The 15,174-nt window shown below is 72.9% G+C and carries 17 protein-coding genes; 9 read left to right on the plus strand and 8 right to left on the minus strand.

Translation table 11 applies throughout. The annotated features are described in order from the left end of the window. Positions 1-2: 2 nt before the first annotated feature. The 3 genes from ACQPXD_RS17800 to ACQPXD_RS17810 all read left to right on the plus strand — a co-directional run bounded on the left by ACQPXD_RS17800 (position 3) and on the right by ACQPXD_RS17810 (position 2,428). Positions 3-983 carry a cyclase family protein gene (locus tag ACQPXD_RS17800; RefSeq protein WP_432839778.1) on the plus strand — a complete coding sequence of 327 codons (981 nt, stop codon included), beginning with the start codon at positions 3-5 and terminating at the stop codon, positions 981-983. A 19-nt stretch (positions 984-1,002) separates the two neighbouring features. Continuing rightward, the gene (locus ACQPXD_RS17805) at positions 1,003-1,959 is read left to right on the plus strand and encodes a DUF6282 family protein (protein WP_432839780.1); all 957 of its coding nucleotides are present in this window, start codon (positions 1,003-1,005) and stop codon (positions 1,957-1,959) included. A gap of 67 nt (positions 1,960-2,026) precedes the next feature. Beyond that, complete coding sequence (locus ACQPXD_RS17810; protein ID WP_432839782.1) at positions 2,027-2,428, plus strand: carboxymuconolactone decarboxylase family protein; 402 nt, start codon at positions 2,027-2,029, stop codon at positions 2,426-2,428. Positions 2,429-2,438: 10 nt separating this feature from the next. On the opposite strand, the gene ACQPXD_RS17815 is transcribed toward ACQPXD_RS17810, so the two are convergent. Continuing rightward, the gene (locus ACQPXD_RS17815) at positions 2,439-3,179 is read right to left on the minus strand and encodes a GntR family transcriptional regulator (RefSeq protein ID WP_432839784.1); all 741 of its coding nucleotides are present in this window, start codon (positions 3,177-3,179) and stop codon (positions 2,439-2,441) included. Between the two features lie 182 nt (positions 3,180-3,361). Here ACQPXD_RS17815 and ACQPXD_RS17820 point away from each other — a divergent pair, with 182 nt between their 5' ends. From ACQPXD_RS17820 to ACQPXD_RS17835, 4 genes are read left to right on the plus strand one after another with little or no spacing between them, the layout of a single operon-like run. After that, positions 3,362-4,582 (plus strand): amidohydrolase family protein, encoded by a 1,221-nt coding sequence (locus tag ACQPXD_RS17820; RefSeq protein ID WP_432839786.1) that lies wholly within the window; start codon positions 3,362-3,364, stop codon positions 4,580-4,582. Next, complete coding sequence (locus tag ACQPXD_RS17825; RefSeq protein ID WP_432839788.1) at positions 4,582-5,637, plus strand: peptidyl-alpha-hydroxyglycine alpha-amidating lyase family protein; 1,056 nt, start codon at positions 4,582-4,584, stop codon at positions 5,635-5,637. The genes ACQPXD_RS17820 and ACQPXD_RS17825 overlap by 1 nt, the downstream gene beginning before the upstream one ends. Then, positions 5,634-6,839 carry a hypothetical protein gene (locus ACQPXD_RS17830; RefSeq protein ID WP_432839790.1) on the plus strand — a complete coding sequence of 402 codons (1,206 nt, stop codon included), beginning with the start codon at positions 5,634-5,636 and terminating at the stop codon, positions 6,837-6,839. The genes ACQPXD_RS17825 and ACQPXD_RS17830 overlap by 4 nt, the downstream gene beginning before the upstream one ends. A 42-nt stretch (positions 6,840-6,881) precedes the next feature. Next, complete coding sequence (locus ACQPXD_RS17835; protein WP_432839792.1) at positions 6,882-7,802, plus strand: 2-hydroxyacid dehydrogenase; 921 nt, start codon at positions 6,882-6,884, stop codon at positions 7,800-7,802. A 50-nt stretch (positions 7,803-7,852) separates the two neighbouring features. Here the strand turns inward: ACQPXD_RS17835 and ACQPXD_RS17840 are convergent, their stop codons facing one another. Together ACQPXD_RS17840 and ACQPXD_RS17845 are read right to left on the minus strand one after the other, a co-directional pair. Then, positions 7,853-8,167 (minus strand): type II toxin-antitoxin system PemK/MazF family toxin, encoded by a 315-nt coding sequence (locus tag ACQPXD_RS17840; protein WP_432839794.1) that lies wholly within the window; start codon positions 8,165-8,167, stop codon positions 7,853-7,855. Then, complete coding sequence (locus tag ACQPXD_RS17845) at positions 8,164-8,412, minus strand: hypothetical protein (protein WP_432839796.1); 249 nt, start codon at positions 8,410-8,412, stop codon at positions 8,164-8,166. Before ACQPXD_RS17845 ends, ACQPXD_RS17840 begins: the two co-directional genes overlap by 4 nt. 97 nt (positions 8,413-8,509) lie before the next feature. Between ACQPXD_RS17845 and ACQPXD_RS17850 the strand changes: the two genes are divergently transcribed. Then, on the plus strand, positions 8,510-8,794 hold the full coding sequence (locus tag ACQPXD_RS17850) for a hypothetical protein (RefSeq protein ID WP_432839798.1): 285 nt from the start codon (positions 8,510-8,512) through the stop codon (positions 8,792-8,794). 381 nt (positions 8,795-9,175) lie between these two features. Beyond that, positions 9,176-9,736: an RICIN domain-containing protein gene (locus tag ACQPXD_RS17855; RefSeq protein ID WP_432839800.1), complete on the plus strand. Its 561-nt coding sequence runs from the start codon at positions 9,176-9,178 to the stop codon at positions 9,734-9,736. Between the two features lie 354 nt (positions 9,737-10,090). On the opposite strand, the gene folD is transcribed toward ACQPXD_RS17855, so the two are convergent. The 5 genes from folD to ACQPXD_RS17880 all read right to left on the minus strand — a co-directional run bounded on the left by folD (position 10,091) and on the right by ACQPXD_RS17880 (position 15,174). After that, positions 10,091-10,930, minus strand: a complete 840-nt coding sequence (gene folD, locus ACQPXD_RS17860) for a bifunctional methylenetetrahydrofolate dehydrogenase/methenyltetrahydrofolate cyclohydrolase FolD (protein WP_432839802.1) — start codon at positions 10,928-10,930, stop codon at positions 10,091-10,093. Then, positions 10,927-11,886: a carbohydrate kinase family protein gene (locus tag ACQPXD_RS17865; RefSeq protein WP_432843886.1), complete on the minus strand. Its 960-nt coding sequence runs from the start codon at positions 11,884-11,886 to the stop codon at positions 10,927-10,929. Before ACQPXD_RS17865 ends, folD begins: the two co-directional genes overlap by 4 nt. A 69-nt stretch (positions 11,887-11,955) precedes the next feature. Continuing rightward, positions 11,956-12,864 carry a formyltetrahydrofolate deformylase gene (gene purU, locus ACQPXD_RS17870; protein WP_432839804.1) on the minus strand — a complete coding sequence of 303 codons (909 nt, stop codon included), beginning with the start codon at positions 12,862-12,864 and terminating at the stop codon, positions 11,956-11,958. Positions 12,865-12,874: 10 nt separating this feature from the next. Next, positions 12,875-14,113 (minus strand): methionine adenosyltransferase, encoded by a 1,239-nt coding sequence (gene metK / locus ACQPXD_RS17875; protein WP_432839806.1) that lies wholly within the window; start codon positions 14,111-14,113, stop codon positions 12,875-12,877. Then, positions 14,110-15,174 (minus strand): hypothetical protein, encoded by a 1,065-nt coding sequence (locus ACQPXD_RS17880; RefSeq protein WP_432839808.1) that lies wholly within the window; start codon positions 15,172-15,174, stop codon positions 14,110-14,112. The genes metK and ACQPXD_RS17880 overlap by 4 nt, the downstream gene beginning before the upstream one ends.

The following is a 15,174-nucleotide window of genomic DNA, read 5'->3' on the forward strand; positions in this document are numbered from 1 at the left end:
GGATGCCGGACCTGCCCGACTACGCCGCGCTGCGCCGGCGCACCGACGCGCCGGCCGGGTCGTCCTGGGGCCTCTTCGGCCCCGGCGACGACCTCGGCATGCTCAACTTCCTCACCCCGCAGTGCGCCGCCGCCGCGGCCGCGCTGGTCACCACCGGCCAGGTCTTCGACCTCGACTACCCGGTGAACACCTTCGTGCCGAGCCTGGCCGGCACCCGGCCGGCGACCCGGCACACGATCCTCGCCGACGACCCGGACCGCCGCGGCGACCGGCTCGACTCGTTCTACCTGCAGTCGACGTCGCAGATCGACGGCCTGCGGCACATCCGGCATCCGGAGGCGGGTTTCTACAACGGTACCGCCGACGCCGACGTCACCGAAGGCGCGCCGCGGCTGGGCATCCAGCGCGTCGCCGAGCACGGCATCGTCGGGCGCGGCGTGCTGCTGGACATGCCGCGCGCCTTCGCCGTGCAGGGCCGGCCGATGGAGCGCACGCAGGCGTTCACCCCGTCCGACCTCGACGCCGCCGCCGAGATCCACGGGGTGTCGTTCCGGCCGGGCGACATCCTGCTGATCCACACCGGCTGGGCCGAGCGCTACCTCGCGCTCAGTCCCGCGGAGCGGGCCGCCCGGCGCGGCTCCCCGGGCCTGCACCAGTCCCACGCGATGCTCGCCTGGCTGTGGGACCACCGGTTCAGCCTGGTCGCGGCCGACAACGGCGGCCTGGAGTCGTTCCCGGTCGACCCGCACTCCGGGTTCGTGTATCCGGACGAGCCGCCGCCCGAGCGCGGCCCCAGCCACAACGGGATGATGCACCGTCAGCTGCTCGCCCTGCTCGGGCTGCTGATCGGCGAGCTGTGGCGGCTGGCCGAGCTCGCCGACGCCTGCGCCCGCGACGGCCGCTACGAATTCCTGCTCACCGCCAAGCCGCTCAACCTCGTCGGCGGGGTGGGCTCGCCCCCCAACGCCATGGCAGTGAAGTAATGCCTGGAAAGGAGCACCCGTGCCCAGGGCACTCGACCAGCTGTTGAACCCGGACATCGACGCCGACCGCCTGCTCGCCGACCCGGAGGCCGACGCGCTGCTGCAGGGCGCCGTCGACATGCACGTCCACCCCGGCCCCAGCCCGTTCCCGCGCCGGATCGGCATCCTCGACGCGGCCCGCGACGCGGCCGACAACGGCTTCGCCGCCATCGTCGTCAAGTCGCACCACCTGAGCATGCAGACCGACGTGCTGGCCCTGCGCGGCGCGGGCCTGTCCGCCGTGCCGATCGACGTCTACGCCGGCATCGCGCTCAACCGCACCGTCGGCGGGCTCAACCCCTACGCCGTGGAGGTGGTGCTCGGCCTCGGCGGGCGGGTGGTGTGGTTCCCGACGATCTCCTCCAAGGCGCACATCGACTTCCACCACACGCACCACGACAGCCGCTTCCCGACCTCGAAGCTGCGGCTGCGCGAGCACGAGCCGCTGTCGCTGCTCGACGACGACGGCGCGCTGCGCCCGGAGGTCCGCGACATCCTCGACGTCATCGCCCGGGAGGAGGCCGTGCTCAACGCCGGGCACCTGCCGGCCGACGAGATCGACGCGCTGCTGACCGCGGCCGGCGAGGCGGGCGTCACCCGGATGGTGGTCAGCCACCCGACGTTCATCGTCGACGCCACGCCGCAGCGGTGCGCCGAGTGGGTGCGCAAGGGCGCCACGATCGAGCACTGCCTGGCGATGGCGGTCGGCCGGCCGCAGTCCAGCCTCACCATGGCGGTGCTGCAGCCGTATCTCGACGCCGCCGGCGTGCGGCACACGATCTTCTCCTCGGATCTGGGCCAGGCCGCCGCCATCCTGCCGGTGACCGGCTTCCGGCGGATGGCCCGGCGCCTGATCGACCACGGCTTCGACACCGAATCCATCCGCACCATGTTCGGTGGCAACGCGAAAGATCTCTTGAAGCGGAGCGAGGCCTGATGCGTGAGCCCGTCCTCACCATGTTCGGTGGCAACGCGAAAGATCTCTTGAAACGGAGCGAGGCCTGATGCGCGATCGCGATGATCCGTCCATTGTGGATGGTGTGGCGGTCCGCGAGGCGGTCTTCGGCGCCGAGCTGGTCGACCGCAACTACCGCAACGCCTCCGACTTCCACCGGCCGGTCCAGGACTGGATCGCCGGCGCCGTCTGGGCCGACGTCTGGACCCGCCCGGGCCTGGACCGGCGCACCCGCAGCCTGCTCAACCTCGCCATGCTGACCGCGCTGAACCGCCCGGTCGAGTTCGACATGCACGTGCGCGGCGCGATCGCCAACGGCTGCACCGTCGCCGACATCCAGGAGGTCCTGCTGCACGCCGCGCCCTACTGCGGCGCGCCCGCCGCCCTGCAGGCCTTCCGCCAGGCCGAGCTGGTGCTGCGCGAGCTCGGCGTCCTCGGGGAGTCCGAGTGAGGTGCCGCGCTCACTCCTGCTCGCCGGCCAGCTCGGCCAGCCGGTTCATGCCGGTGCGGGCGGCGTTGCGGACATGAGTGGTGCACGCCCGCGCGGCCCGCTGCACGTCGCCCGCCTCGATGGCGTCGACGATCTCGGTCAGCTCGCGCACCGAGACCTCGGCCCGGCCGGGCACCGACAGGGACGTGGCCCGCAGCAGGCGCACCCGGCTCTGCAGGATGGTGAGCATCTGGGCCAGCGGCGGGCTGTCCGCCCCGGCCAGCAGCACCTCGTAGAAGCCGTCCTTGGCCTGCAGGTCCCGGTTGGTGCCGCCGGCCTTCTGGCGCACCGCCCGCTGGTAGCCGGTCAGCGCCCGGCGCAGCTCGCGCACCTGCTGCGGGCTCGCCCGCTCGACGAAGCGCTGCACGGCCAGCACCTCCAGCGCGACCCGCATCTCGTAGATGTCGGCGGCCTCGGCGGCCGAGAGCACCGAGACGATGGCGCCGCGCTGCGGGATCACGGTGACCAGGCCCTCGGAGGCCAGCCGGGCCAGCACCTCGCGCACGGTGGCCCGGGACACCTCCAGCTCCTCGACCAGCTTGCGCTCGATGAGCCGCTGGCCGGGCCGGATCTCGAAGTTGAGGATCGCCTGGCGCAGCACCGTGATCGCCTGGTCGCGCAGCGGCGCGGCGACGCGGCCGACGGGGCTCACGCTCCAGTCCGCCGCGGCCCGCTGGGCCGGGGCCTTGCCGCTGGTCGCCTTGGCCGTCACCACGTCAGGCTACCCGGTGCAAGACAAGGCGGGACAAGCCGTTCAGCATGGGGGCTCCTGCGCGCTGGGCAGTTCAGATCGACTGACTGTCCGACAATTTATGGTACGGTGAGTCTGCTCCGCCGATGCGGCCCGGTCAAGCTCCCGTCAACCCGTGGCCGCTCCGCATGGAGGTCCAATCGATGACTTTCGACCTGTTGCTCAGCCGTGCCCACGTCCTGGATCCGGGGCAGGGCCTCGACGCGCGGCTCGACGTCGGCATCCGCGACGGCCGGATCGCCGCGATCGGCCCCGACCTGTCGGCGGAGCCGGCCCGCCGGGTGCTCGACCTGCGCGGCGCCGACCGCTATCTGCTGCCCGGCCTGGTCGACCTGCACGCGCACGTCGCCTACGGCGCCACCACGCCCGGGGTCGGCATGGCGTGCTGCGAGCCGGACTTCGCCGGGGTCAGCTCCGGCGTGACGACCGTGCTCGACGCCGGATCGGTCGGCGTGGCCAATGTCGGCGTGCTCGGCGCCCACGTCATCGGCCGGGCCAGCACCCGGGTCGTGTGCTTCCTCAACGTCGGCAGCTTCGCGCACACGATGCCCGGCCCGGCCGACATCACCGCGCTCGACCAGATCGACGCCGCCGCCATCCGCGCCTGCATCGAGGCGAGCCCGGGACTGGTCCAGGGGTTCAAGCTCCGGCTCGTCGGCCCGCTCGTGCTCTCCGACGGCGAGGAGCTGATCCGCCGCTCGGTCGCCGTCGCCCGCGAGCACGACCTGCCGCTGATGGTGCACATCGGTGACCTGATGGGCGCCGAGGGCACCGGCGAGCGGATGGGCGACGTCACCCGCTACCTGCTCGACGAGTTGCGCGCCGGCGACATCCTGACGCACCTGTGCACGCCCAACGTCGGCGGCGTCATGCACGCGTTCGAAAAGACCATGCCGATCCTGACCGCGGCCCGGGAGCGGGGCGTCGTGCTGGACTCCGCGCTCGGCATGGGCAACTTCGGCTACCGGGTGGCGCAGGAGCAGTTCCGGGCCGGGCTGCGCCCCGACACGATCAGCTCCGACCTGACCGCCTTCGGCCAGTCGTTCCACAGCCTGCTCGAGTGCATGGCCAAGTTCCTCGCCATCGGCTACAGCCTCGCCGACGTGGTGCGGATGACCACCGCCAACGCTGCTGCCGCGCTCGGCCGGTCCGGCGAGCTCGGCGCGATCGCCGTCGGGCGCGAGGCCGACCTCAGCGTCATCGACGTGGTCGAGGGCGACTTCGCCTTCACCGACACGGTCAAGGAGTCCTTCACCGGCCGGTACGGCCTGGTGCCGGTGCAGACCGTGCGGGCCGGCGAGCCGTTCGCGCCGCGGTGGGGCACCCACCCGTGGGGCTGGCTGCCCGCCGCGCGGGAGGACTGATGTTCACCACCGCCGAGGGCGCCGGGCTGCGGGTGCTCGGCGCCTGGGAGCGGCTGCCGCCCGGCCTGACCCACCGCGACGTCGCCGACGTGGCGATCGACCCGCGCGACGACACGGTGTACCTGTTCGTCCGGCACGACTCGCAGGTCATCGCCTTCGACCGGGACGGGCGCTACCTGCGCCACTTCGGCCGCGGCCTGTTCACCATGGCGCACGGCATCACCGTCGACGGCGAGGGCTGCGTCTACTGCGTCGACAACGCCGACCACACCGTGCGCAAGTTCAGCCCGCGCGGCGAGCTGCTGCTGACCCTGGGCACGCCCGGCACCGGCGCGCCGACCGGGATCCGCACCGACGAGCCGGTCCGCATCCACAGCGTCGAGCGGGTGCGGTACCCGGGGCCGCCGTTCAACGGCTGCACCGACATCGCCGTCACCGCCGACGGCGACATGTTCGTCACCGACGGCTACGGCAACTGCCGCGTCCACCGCTTCTCGGCCGCCGGCGAGCCGCTCGGCGCGTGGGGCGAGGTCGGCTCCGGACCGGGCCAGTTCCGCCTGCCGCACGCGATCGTGCTCGACGGCGCCGGCCGGCTGCTGGTCGCCGACCGGGAGAACGACCGGATCCAGATTTTCGACCGCACCGGACGGTACCTCGGCGAATGGACGGATCTGCAGCGTCCGACCGATGTCGCCGTCGCCGCCGACGGCCGGATCTTCGTCAGCGAGCTGTGGCGGCCGAAGGGCAACCGCGGCTTCGTCGGCGACGACCCCGGCCGCGACCGGCCGAGCCGGCTCACGGTCCTCGACCCGTCCGGCGCCGTGCTGGGCCGGTGGGGCGCGTCGACCGGCGCGAAGAACGCTCCCGGCAACTTCATCGCGCCGCACGGGCTGGCCATCGACTCCCGCGGCAGCCTCTACGTGGCCGAGGTGACCTACACCTTCGCGCTGGCGCCGGGCTGGGTGCCGGCCGACCACGCGGACCATCAGTTGCAACGCTTCGACCCCCGCTCCGAAACCCTGACCGAACCGAATCCGGAGGAGCCCAGCGCATGAGGCGGAGTACCGATCGAATCCTGACCACACACGGCGGCAACCTTCCGCGCCCCGAGGACCTCGACGCCCTCATCGCCGAGGGCGAGCCCGCCCGGGCCCGCATCGACGCCCGCGTGCCCGGCGCCGTCGCCGAGGTGGTGGCCCGGCAGCAGGAGTGCGGCGTCGACATCCTCAACGACGGCGAGTACGTCAAGGCGGCCACCGCCACCAACTACGCCGACTACATCGATGCCCGGGTCACCGGCTGGGAGCGCCTGCCGGTCGACCCGGCCAAGCCGGCGAAGCGCGACGGCGTCGGCGCCCGCGACCGCCGCGACTTCCCCGGCTTCTACCACTCGGGCCTGTGGCTGTCCGGCTCCGGCGGCCGGGTCCGCCCGGGCTTCTCCACGCCGGGCGCGCCGCCGGAGCCGGCCACCGAGCGGGTCTGCACCGGCCCGGTCACCTACGTCGGCCACGCGGCCATCGCCGGCGACGTCGACGCGCTCAAGGTGGCCACCGCCGGCAAGGACGTCGACGGCTTCATCGCCGCCCTCGGCCCGCTCAGCCTCGGCGCGGGCCACCGCAACGAGTACTACCCCGACGAAGAGTCCTACATGGCGGCCGTCGCCGAGTGCATGCGCGAGGAGTACAAGGCGGTCACCGACGCCGGCCTGGTGCTGCAGATCGACGAGCCGGAGTTCGCCACCACGTGGCAGTTCCACCCGGAGTGGTCGGTCGAGGACCTGCGGCGGTATCTCGCCTCCGCCGTCGAGGTCATCAACCACGCCATCGACGGCCTGCCGAGCGAGCAGATCCGCTTCCACATGTGCTGGGGCAGCGGCCACCGCCCGCACACCCACGACATCCCCCTCAAGGACATCGCCGACCTGCTGGTGACCATCAACGCCGGCGCCTACGCGGTCGAGGCGAGCAACGTCCGCCACGCCCACGAGTGGCGGGTCTGGGAGGACGTGAAGCTGCCCGACGGCAAGATCCTGGTGCCCGGGGTGGTCGGCCACTCGACCGACCTGGTCGAGCACCCGGAGCTGATCGCCGAGCGGCTGACCAACTTCGCGAGCGTCGTCGGCCGGGAGAACCTGCAGGCCGGCACCGACTGCGGCATCGGCTCCCGGGTCGGCCACCCCGAGATCGTGTGGGCCAAGCTCCGCGCGATGGCCGACGGCGCCGCCCTGGCCGCCGCCCGGTTGTGGCGCCGCTCCTGACCCGTCGCGTTGCCCCTGATCGGCGCCCGTAGCCTGGAGGGCGTGCTCCATGTTGCCGTGCCCGATCAGGGCCTCACCGACGCCTCCGCCTTCGTCGACGCCGGGGTCGGCGTCGAGTTCACCGTCTGGACGCCCGGCGAGCCGGCGCCGGCCGCCCCCTTCGACCTGCTCGTGCTGCCCTACATGCTCCCCGCCGCCGAGCTGCGCCACCTGCCCGCCGGCCTCGCCCGGGTGCTGCAGAGCCAGTCCCTCGGCTACGACGGCGTGGCCGGCTACCTGCCGCCCGGCTTCGTCTTCTGCAACGCGCCCGGCGTCCACGAGGCGTCGACCGCCGAGCTCGCCGTCGGCCTGATCATCGCCGACCGCCGCGGCTTCCCCGGTTTCGGCGCCGCCCAGCTGGAGCGCCGCTGGGCCCACACCGCCGAGCCCGGCCTGGCCGGCTCCCGCGTCCTGCTGCTCGGCGCCGGCGGCGTCGGCGACCAGCTGCGCCTCATGCTGGAGCCCTTCCAGGTCGACCTGATCCGGGTCGCCCGCACCGCCCGGCGCGACGAGCACGGCCCGATCCACGCCATGGCCGACCTGCGGCAGCTGCTGCCCACCGCCGATGTCGTTGTGGTGGCGGTACCGCTCACCGACCAGACCAAGGGCCTCGTCTCGGACGACTTCCTGGCCGCCATGAAGGACGGCGCACTGCTGGTCAACGTCGCCCGGGGCCCGGTCGCCGACACCGCGGCACTGCTCGCGCACACCGCGAAGGGCCGGCTGCACGCGGCGCTCGACGTCACCGACCCCGAGCCGCTACCGGACGACCACCCACTGTGGTCCGCCCCCAACGTGATCATCACCCCGCACGTCGGCGGCCACGTCGGCGCCATGATCCCCCGGATGCGCCGGGTCATCCGCACCCAGGTCGACCGCCTGGCCGCCGGCCTCCCACCGGCCAACGTCGTCGTCTCGACCTGAGCCGCCCCGGTCAGGCGCCGCCGGGTCGCGTTGACATGGTGACCTGCCGGTCACGGCAGTTCCAGGAACTCACGCAGTGCCGCTTCGACGGCGTTCATGGTGGCGTGCGAGACGAACCCATGGTTGTCGCGCAATGCGGTTCGGTCCAGGATCTGCCCGACGCTGTGGATTCTGACGTATGCCCCGGCGAGGGGGTCGTCCTGCTCGAGGCGTACCACCAAATGGTTGGGGTGTGGCACGTCCCGCACCACGGTCAGCGCCCAGACGGCGAGTTCTTCGACGGCGTTGTATTCGTCGTTGCTCACCACGAGGACGCGATGCTCGCCGCCGCCGCGGAGCAGGGTCCAGATCTGGCCGCGCCTCACCACTGCGCGTCGCGCAGGGCGATGTCGTTGCTGTGCTCGATCATGGCCCGGTCGTCCTCGGCCTGCTGAGCGGACCGCCGGCGCAGGTACTCTCCGTACGCCTGCGCCGCCTCCCGCTGGCGCTCCCGGCGCGCCTGGGGAAGCACGCGCCGCACGGCGTCGACGACCGCGGCCGAGGCATTGCCCTGACTCTGCAGATACGCGGCGACGTCGTCGGGCACGCTGATGCTGAGCTTCACGGTCATACTTCTATCCTACCGGCGCCTCCCAGCGGTTGCCGTCGGGCCGTGGGCGTGCCGACATGATCGCGGACGATGGGTTCGTGGCCGGTGAGCTGCGGCGATGCGGCTCGGCGCCTACGCCTACCCGCAGGGCAACGTGCTCGGCGCGTATCTGGCGCTGGTCACCGACGTCCGCTACGCCGGGCTCTTCGACCGGCCCCTGCCGTACCAACCCTTCGACCCGCTGCGGGTCGCGCTGCCGGCGCTGCCGTGGCTCTTCGCGGCCTGCGTGGTGGTGTTCCTGCTGCTGTCCGCGGCCGCGCTGCCGCGCCGCCGGCGGCCCGCCGCGCTGCCGGCCTCGGCGGCTCCGCCCGCGCCGGCGTCCCGGCCCGGCTGGCCGGCGTGACCGCCCTCGGGGTGGAGGCCTCCGGCCTCACCGGGGCGGGCCACCGACCGCGCCCTGGTCCGGGCGATCGCTGGCCTCGCCGCCGCCCGCGACGCGCTCATCGTCACCGCCGACCGCCGACCGCCGACCGCCGACCGCCGTGGCGAGCGGGACTTCGCCCCCTTCACCGACCGCGCCGAGGCTTTGTCCGGCACCTGCGTGACCTCGCCGCCTGACCTTCACCCGCACTGCGCGAAAATTGAAAACCTTCAGTTATCAAATCGTTGTTCGTCGTTTTGTGAATATTCCTGGGACGCCGTTTCTGGCGACTGTCCACGCCGTGCGCCGACAAATACGTTTGCCCCCGTTGTGATTCTTTTGCGACAACAGAAAGGGCAAAGGATGAACCTGGGCAACGAAACGGCGGTGCCGCCCGGCTCTGGGACCATGGCACAGCCGCGACAAGGCCGCCGAGGAGTCCGCGTCGTCGCCGCGCTGGTCGGAATCCTGGTGTCGATCGTCTCGTCGGTGGTGCTCCTCGCCTCGCCGGCACACGCCGACGTCTTCGCCGGCTGGACCGGGATGCTGCGCAGCATGCCGCAGGGGCAATGCCTGGACAGCAACTACAACGGTGAGGTCTACACGCTGGGCTGCAATGGCGGGCAGTATCAGCAGTGGAGGTTCGTGCACGTCGATGACGGCTCCGGCTACCCCGTCTGGGCGCTCAAGGACCAGCAGACCCAGCGCTGCCTGCGCGCCACAGACTCGTCGCTGTCCACCGTGTCGTGCGGCAGCGACGCGGGCACGTTCTTCTACGCCATTTACCCCCAGCCTGATCACAACGTCCTCAAGCTGATGACGTGGACCAGCGGCGGGTGTTTGGACGCCAATCTGCCGTGGGAGCGGCCGTATATCCGGTGGCCGTGCGATTCGGACTACCAGGATTGGCACCTGGGATACTGAGACGATTCCGGCACCCGTGAACGTCGGCGGGCGCCGGCGAACAGGCCGCCCAGCCCGAAGCGGTGGGGCCGCCCCAGCCGGCTGGCTGGGGCGGCCTCGTTCGTCAGCCACGCGCTCACGGCGACATCCTGCCAGGATGGCGGACGGATTCGGGCTCGTTCTCGGGCGCGTGCAGTCGGGGCTCTCGGCCGGTCCGGGCGGCAAGGCAAGGCGAGGCCGCGGTCGGGTGAGGTGGGCCGCGGCGACGGTGTTGGCCGGTCCGGGCGGCGAGGAGGGGTGGGGCCGCGGTCGGGTGAGGTGGGCCGCGGCGACGGTGTTGGCCGGTCCGGGCGGCGAGGAGGGGCGGGGCCGCGGTCAGGTGAGATGGGCGGCGGCGACGGTGTTGGCCAGGAGCATGGCGATGGTCATGGGGCCGACGCCGCCCGGGACGGGGCTGATGACGCCGGCGACCCGGCTGACCGATGGGAAGTCGACGTCGCCGCGCAGGCCGTCGGGGTGGCGGTGGATGCCGACGTCGATGACGGTGGCGCCGGGGCGCACGGCGTCGGCGCGGATCAGGCCGGGGCGGCCGGCGGCGACGACGAGCAGGTCGGCGCGGCGGCAGACCGCGGGCAGGTCGCGGGTGCGGGAGTGGCAGATGGTGACCGTGGCGTCGCGCTCCAGCAGGAGGGCGGCCATCGGGCGGCCGACGAGCTCGGAGCGGCCGACGACCACGGCCTCGGCGCCGGACAGGTCGTGGCCGTAGGCGTCCAGCAGGGCCAGCACGCCGGACGGGGTGCACGGGCGCAGGCCGGGGCGGCCCAGGGCGAGCCGGCCCGCGCTGGCCGAGGTCAGGCCGTCAACGTCCTTGTGCGGCGGGATCCGCTCGATCAGTGCCACCGGGTCGAGGTGGGCGGGCAGCGGGAGCTGCAGCAGAATGCCGGTCACCTCCGGGTCGGCGGCCAGCTCGTCGACGACCGCGGCCACCTCGGCCTGGCCGGCCGAGGCCGGCAGGTGCCGGTGCAGGTCCAGCATGCCCGCGGCCACGCACTCGCGCCGCTTGTTGCGCACATACACGGCCGAGGCCAGGTCGTCGCCGACCAGGATCGTGGCCAGGCCCGGCGGGCGGGTCAGGGTGGCCGCCTCGGCCGCGGCCTTGGCCCGCACCTCGCGGGCCACGGCCCGCCCGTCGAGCACCACCGGGGCGCCGCTCATGACAGCACCGCCGGGGCGGCGAGGGCCTCGCGCAGGACCGGCTCGATGCGCTCGGCCGCGGGCCGGCCGTAGGCGTCGGCCAGCCGGGCCAGGCCGGCGTCGGGCTCCAGGGTCCATTCCTGCGCGCCGGTGCTCTCCAGCACGGCGGTCGCCACCAGCGAGGCGAACTGCGCCGACGCCTCGCTGTCGAGGCCGCTGTCGAGGCCGACCAGGAAGCCGGCCCGGAAGGCGTCGCCGACGCCGGTCGGGTCGAGGATCGCCTTGGGCGGGACGGCCGCCACGCGGGTCTCGTGGCCGGCGTTGTCCACGATCAGCGAGCCGCCGGCGCCCAGCGTGGTGATCCGCAGGCCCACCCGGGCGGTCAGGTCGCGCTCGGCCCAGCCGGTCTTGCGCAGCAGCAGCTGCAGCTCGTACTCGTTGGTGAACAGGTATGCGGCGCCGTCGACAAGGTCGCGGCACTGGTCCGCGTCGAGGCGGGGGAGCTGCTGCGACGGGTCGGCGGCGAACGGTATGCCGAGCGCGCGGGCCTGGGCGGTGTGCGCCAGCATCGCCTCGGGCATGCTCGCGCCGACCAGCACGAGGGCCACGTCGCGGCCGTGCACGATCGGCTGCAGGGCGATGTCGGCCGAGCGGTCCATCGCGCCGGGGTAGAACGAGGCGATCTGGCACTGCTCGTCGTCGGTGGTGCAGGTGAAGCGGGGCGTGTGCGCCGTCTCGACGGTCAGCACACCGGAGCAGTCCACGCCGTGGCGCTCCAGCCAGGAGCGGTAGTCGGCGAAATCGGCGCCGACCGCGCCGACGAGGATCGGCCGGCGGCCCAGCACGCCGAGCGTGAAGGCGATGTTCGCGGCGACGCCGCCGCGGCGGACATCGAGGTCGTCGACCAGGAAGCTCAGCGAGACCCGGTCGAGCTGGCCGGCGACGAAGTTCTCGCTGAACCGGCCGGGGAAGTGCATGAGGTGGTCGGTGGCGATCGAGCCGCTGACCACAACGGTGCCGATGGTCACTGCAGTGCCTCCGTGGGCTCAGAAGACGATGGTGGTGCGGCCGTCGAGGAGCACCCGGTCGGCGCAGTGCCAGGCGATGGCCCGGGACAGCACGGTCCGCTCGATGTCGGCGCCGGCCCGGGTCAGGTCGGCGGCGCTGGCCCGGTGGCTGACCCGCAGCACGTCCTGCTCGATGATCGGGCCCTCGTCGAGATCCTCGGTGGCGTAGTGCGCGGTGGCGCCGATGAGCTTGACCCCGCGCAGCTTTGCCTGCTCATACGGCCGGGCGCCAGCGAACGCGGGCAGGAACGAGTGGTGGATGTTGATGACCGGCACGCCGACGCGGGCGAGGAAGTCGCCGGAGAGGATCTGCATGTAGCGGGCCAGCACGACCAGGTCGACCCGGCCGCGCAGCAGGTCGAGCTGGTGCCGCTCGGCCTCGGCCTTCGTCGCCGCGGTGACCGGGACGTGGCTGAACGGCACGCCGAAGGAGGCCACGTCGGGCTCCAGGTCGGGGTGGTTGGACACCACCCGGACCACGTCGATCGGCAGCTCCCGGCGCCGGGCCCGCCACAGCACGTCGAGCAGGCAGTGGTCCTGCCGGGACACGAACAGTGCGACCCGGGTCGGCGTCGCCGCCGCCCGCAGGTGGATCTGCGCGCCCAGCCGGGCGGCGAGCTCGGCGACGCCGGGCTCGAGGCGCTCGCGCCGCTCGGCCAGCCGCGGCAGGTGGAACTCGACGCGCAGGAAGAAGCGGCCGCCTGTCGGGCCGGTCGAGTACTGATCGGACTGGACGATGTTGGCGCCGTTGCGGAACAGGAACGAGCTGATGTTGGCCACGATGCCCGGCCGGTCCTCGCAGGACACGACGAGCCGGCCGATGTCCTGCGCCGCCGCCGCGGGGTCGCCGAGCCCGGGCGGGCTCGGCCGCTGCGAGGTGATGGTCACCGCCGGCCCCTCAGACGGACGCCGGCTGGGCTTGCACCGTGGGGCGGTCCAGCCCGGCCGCGGCGCGCAGCTCGTCGGCCCGGTCGGTGCGCTCCCAGGGCAGGTCGACGTCGGTGCGGCCGAAGTGGCCATACGCCGACGTCGGCGAGTAGATCGGCCGCTGCAGGTCGAGGTAGGCGCGGAAGGCGGCGGGGCGCAGGTCGAAGCAATCCTGCACCAGCCGCTCGATCAGCCGCGGGTCGACCCGGGCGGTGCCGAACGTCTCGACGAGCAGCGAGACCGGCCGGGCGACGCCGATGGCGTAGGCGACCTGGACTTCGGCCCGGGAGGCCAGCCCCGCCGCGACCACGTTCTTGGCGACGTACCGCGCGGCATAAGCGGCCGAACGGTCCACCTTGGACGGATCCTTGCCGGAGAAGGCGCCGCCGCCGTGGCGGGCGAACCCGCCATACGTATCGATGATGATCTTGCGGCCGGTCAGTCCGGCGTCGCCGACCGGGCCGCCGGTGACGAACCGGCCGGTCGGGTTGACCAGCAGGGTGCGGCGCAGCTCGTCCGGGTCGTAGAGGTCGACCGGCAGCACCGCGCTCACCACGTGGTGCCAGACGTCGTCGCGGATCTGCTCGCTGGTGGCCTCGGGCGCGTGCTGGGTGGAGACGAGGACCCGCTCGATGCCGACCGGCACGCCGTCGCGATAGCGGACCGACACCTGGGTCTTGCCGTCCGGGCGCAGGTATCCGGCAAGGCCGCTGCGGCGCACCTCGGCCAGGCGGCGGGCCAGCCGGTGGGCGAGGGTGATCGGCATCGGCATGAGCTCGGGCGTCTCGTCGGAGGCGTAGCCGAACATCATGCCCTGGTCGCCGGCGCCGACCTGGTCGTAGGCGTCCGCGGACTGGCCCTCGCGAGCCTCGTGCGCCCGGTCGACGCCCTGGGCGATGTCGGGTGACTGCTTGTCGAGCGCGACCAGCACCGCGCAGTGGTTGCCGTCGAAGCCGTAGGCGCCGTCGTCATAGCCGATCCGGTTGACGGTGTCCCGCACGATCCGCGGGTAGTCCAGCTGCACCGGCGTGGTGATCTCGCCGGCCAGCACCACCATGCCGGTCGTGATGAGCGTCTCGCAAGCCACCCGGGACTGCGGGTCGGCGTCGAGCGCCGCGTCGAGCACCGCGTCGGAGATGGCGTCGGCGATCTTGTCCGGGTGCCCCTCGGTGACGGACTCGGAGGTGAACAGGAATTCGGACGAACTCATGGCGTCGCTCCCTGGGATTCGGGGTGGAGGGCGGACAGCTCCGCCCGGACCAGGGCGGTGCCGGCGACCATGGCGGCCAGCTTCGCCCGGGCGACCGGGCCGGTGAGGTTGCGCAGCCCGCAGTCGGGGTTGATGACGAGCCGCTCGGCCGGCACGTGCCCCAGCGCCCGGCGGATCCGGGCGGCGATGAGCTGCGGTGACTCGACCGTGCCGCTCTTGACGTCCACGACGCCCAGGCCGAGGGCGCCGGGCCAGTCGTAGCGGTCGAGCAGGCTCAGGTCATCGTCGCCCTTGCGGGCGAATTCGAGCACGAGCTGGTCGACGCCGGCCCGCAGGACCTCCGGGAAGAGGAAGTCGTAGTGGCCCTCCCAGGACGGGCGGGCGTAGCGGTTGCCGTAGCACACGTGCAGCGCCCACGGCACGTCGACACCGGCGGTGACCACGTTGACCGCGTCGATGGCGAGCGCCACCTGGTCGGTGTGCCCGGCCAGGAACGGCTCGTCGATCTGCAACAGCTCGGCGCCCTGCTCGGCGAGGGCGTGCGCCTCGGCGTTGAGCACCCGGGCCATCGCGAGCACGAGGTCGCGCTGCGCCGTCCCGCCCCGGTCGTGCACCCGGCAGGACAGCGAGAACGGGCCGGTGAACGAGAACTTGACCGGCGCGGTGGTCTGGGCCGCGGTGAACGCGAGGTCGGCGGCGAGCCCCAGCGGCGACGTGCCGGCCGGCTCGGGCGGCGGGCCGGCGAGCCGGGCCTCGTAGTAGTCGAAGTAGAAGTCCTTCGCCGTCTCGGGGATCTCGATTCCGGGCATGCGGGCCAGCGTGTAGTCGATGTCGTTGTCGCGGCGCAGCTCGCCGTCGGAGACGATGTCGATGCCGGCCATCTCCTGGTCGCGCAGCGCGGCCTTGATCGCCATGTCGTGGACGTCCTGGAGCTGCCCGTAGCTCATCCGGCCGCGGAAGTAGTCGGTCTTGAGCCGTTCGAGCCATTCGGAGACCGGATACGAGCCGACGACGGTGGTCGGCAGCAGCGGCACCCGGTCGGGCACGGCGCGTCGTCCCAT

This window comes from Dactylosporangium sp. CA-092794 (assembly GCF_050948465.1).
GTDB lineage: Bacteria > Actinomycetota > Actinomycetes > Mycobacteriales > Micromonosporaceae > Dactylosporangium.

What these genes read in the sequence shown, in the direction of transcription:
- ACQPXD_RS17800 (WP_432839778.1), top strand. Translation starts at nt 3, where the DNA reads ATGCCGGACCTGCCCGACTACGCCGCGCTGCGCCGGCGCACCGACGCG.
- ACQPXD_RS17810 (WP_432839782.1), top strand. Translation starts at nt 2,027, where the DNA reads ATGCGCGATCGCGATGATCCGTCCATTGTGGATGGTGTGGCGGTCCGC.
- ACQPXD_RS17820 (WP_432839786.1), top strand. Translation starts at nt 3,362, where the DNA reads ATGACTTTCGACCTGTTGCTCAGCCGTGCCCACGTCCTGGATCCGGGG.
- ACQPXD_RS17825 (WP_432839788.1), top strand. Translation starts at nt 4,582, where the DNA reads ATGTTCACCACCGCCGAGGGCGCCGGGCTGCGGGTGCTCGGCGCCTGG.
- ACQPXD_RS17830 (WP_432839790.1), top strand. Translation starts at nt 5,634, where the DNA reads ATGAGGCGGAGTACCGATCGAATCCTGACCACACACGGCGGCAACCTT.
- ACQPXD_RS17845 (WP_432839796.1), bottom strand. Translation starts at nt 8,412, where the DNA reads ATGACCGTGAAGCTCAGCATCAGCGTGCCCGACGACGTCGCCGCGTAT.
- ACQPXD_RS17850 (WP_432839798.1), top strand. Translation starts at nt 8,510, where the DNA reads ATGCGGCTCGGCGCCTACGCCTACCCGCAGGGCAACGTGCTCGGCGCG.
- ACQPXD_RS17855 (WP_432839800.1), top strand. Translation starts at nt 9,176, where the DNA reads ATGAACCTGGGCAACGAAACGGCGGTGCCGCCCGGCTCTGGGACCATG.
- folD (WP_432839802.1), bottom strand. Translation starts at nt 10,930, where the DNA reads ATGAGCGGCGCCCCGGTGGTGCTCGACGGGCGGGCCGTGGCCCGCGAG.
- ACQPXD_RS17865 (WP_432843886.1), bottom strand. Translation starts at nt 11,886, where the DNA reads ATGCACTTCCCCGGCCGGTTCAGCGAGAACTTCGTCGCCGGCCAGCTC.
- metK (WP_432839806.1), bottom strand. Translation starts at nt 14,113, where the DNA reads ATGAGTTCGTCCGAATTCCTGTTCACCTCCGAGTCCGTCACCGAGGGG.
- ACQPXD_RS17880 (WP_432839808.1), bottom strand. Translation starts at nt 15,174, where the DNA reads ATGGGACGACGCGCCGTGCCCGACCGGGTGCCGCTGCTGCCGACCACC.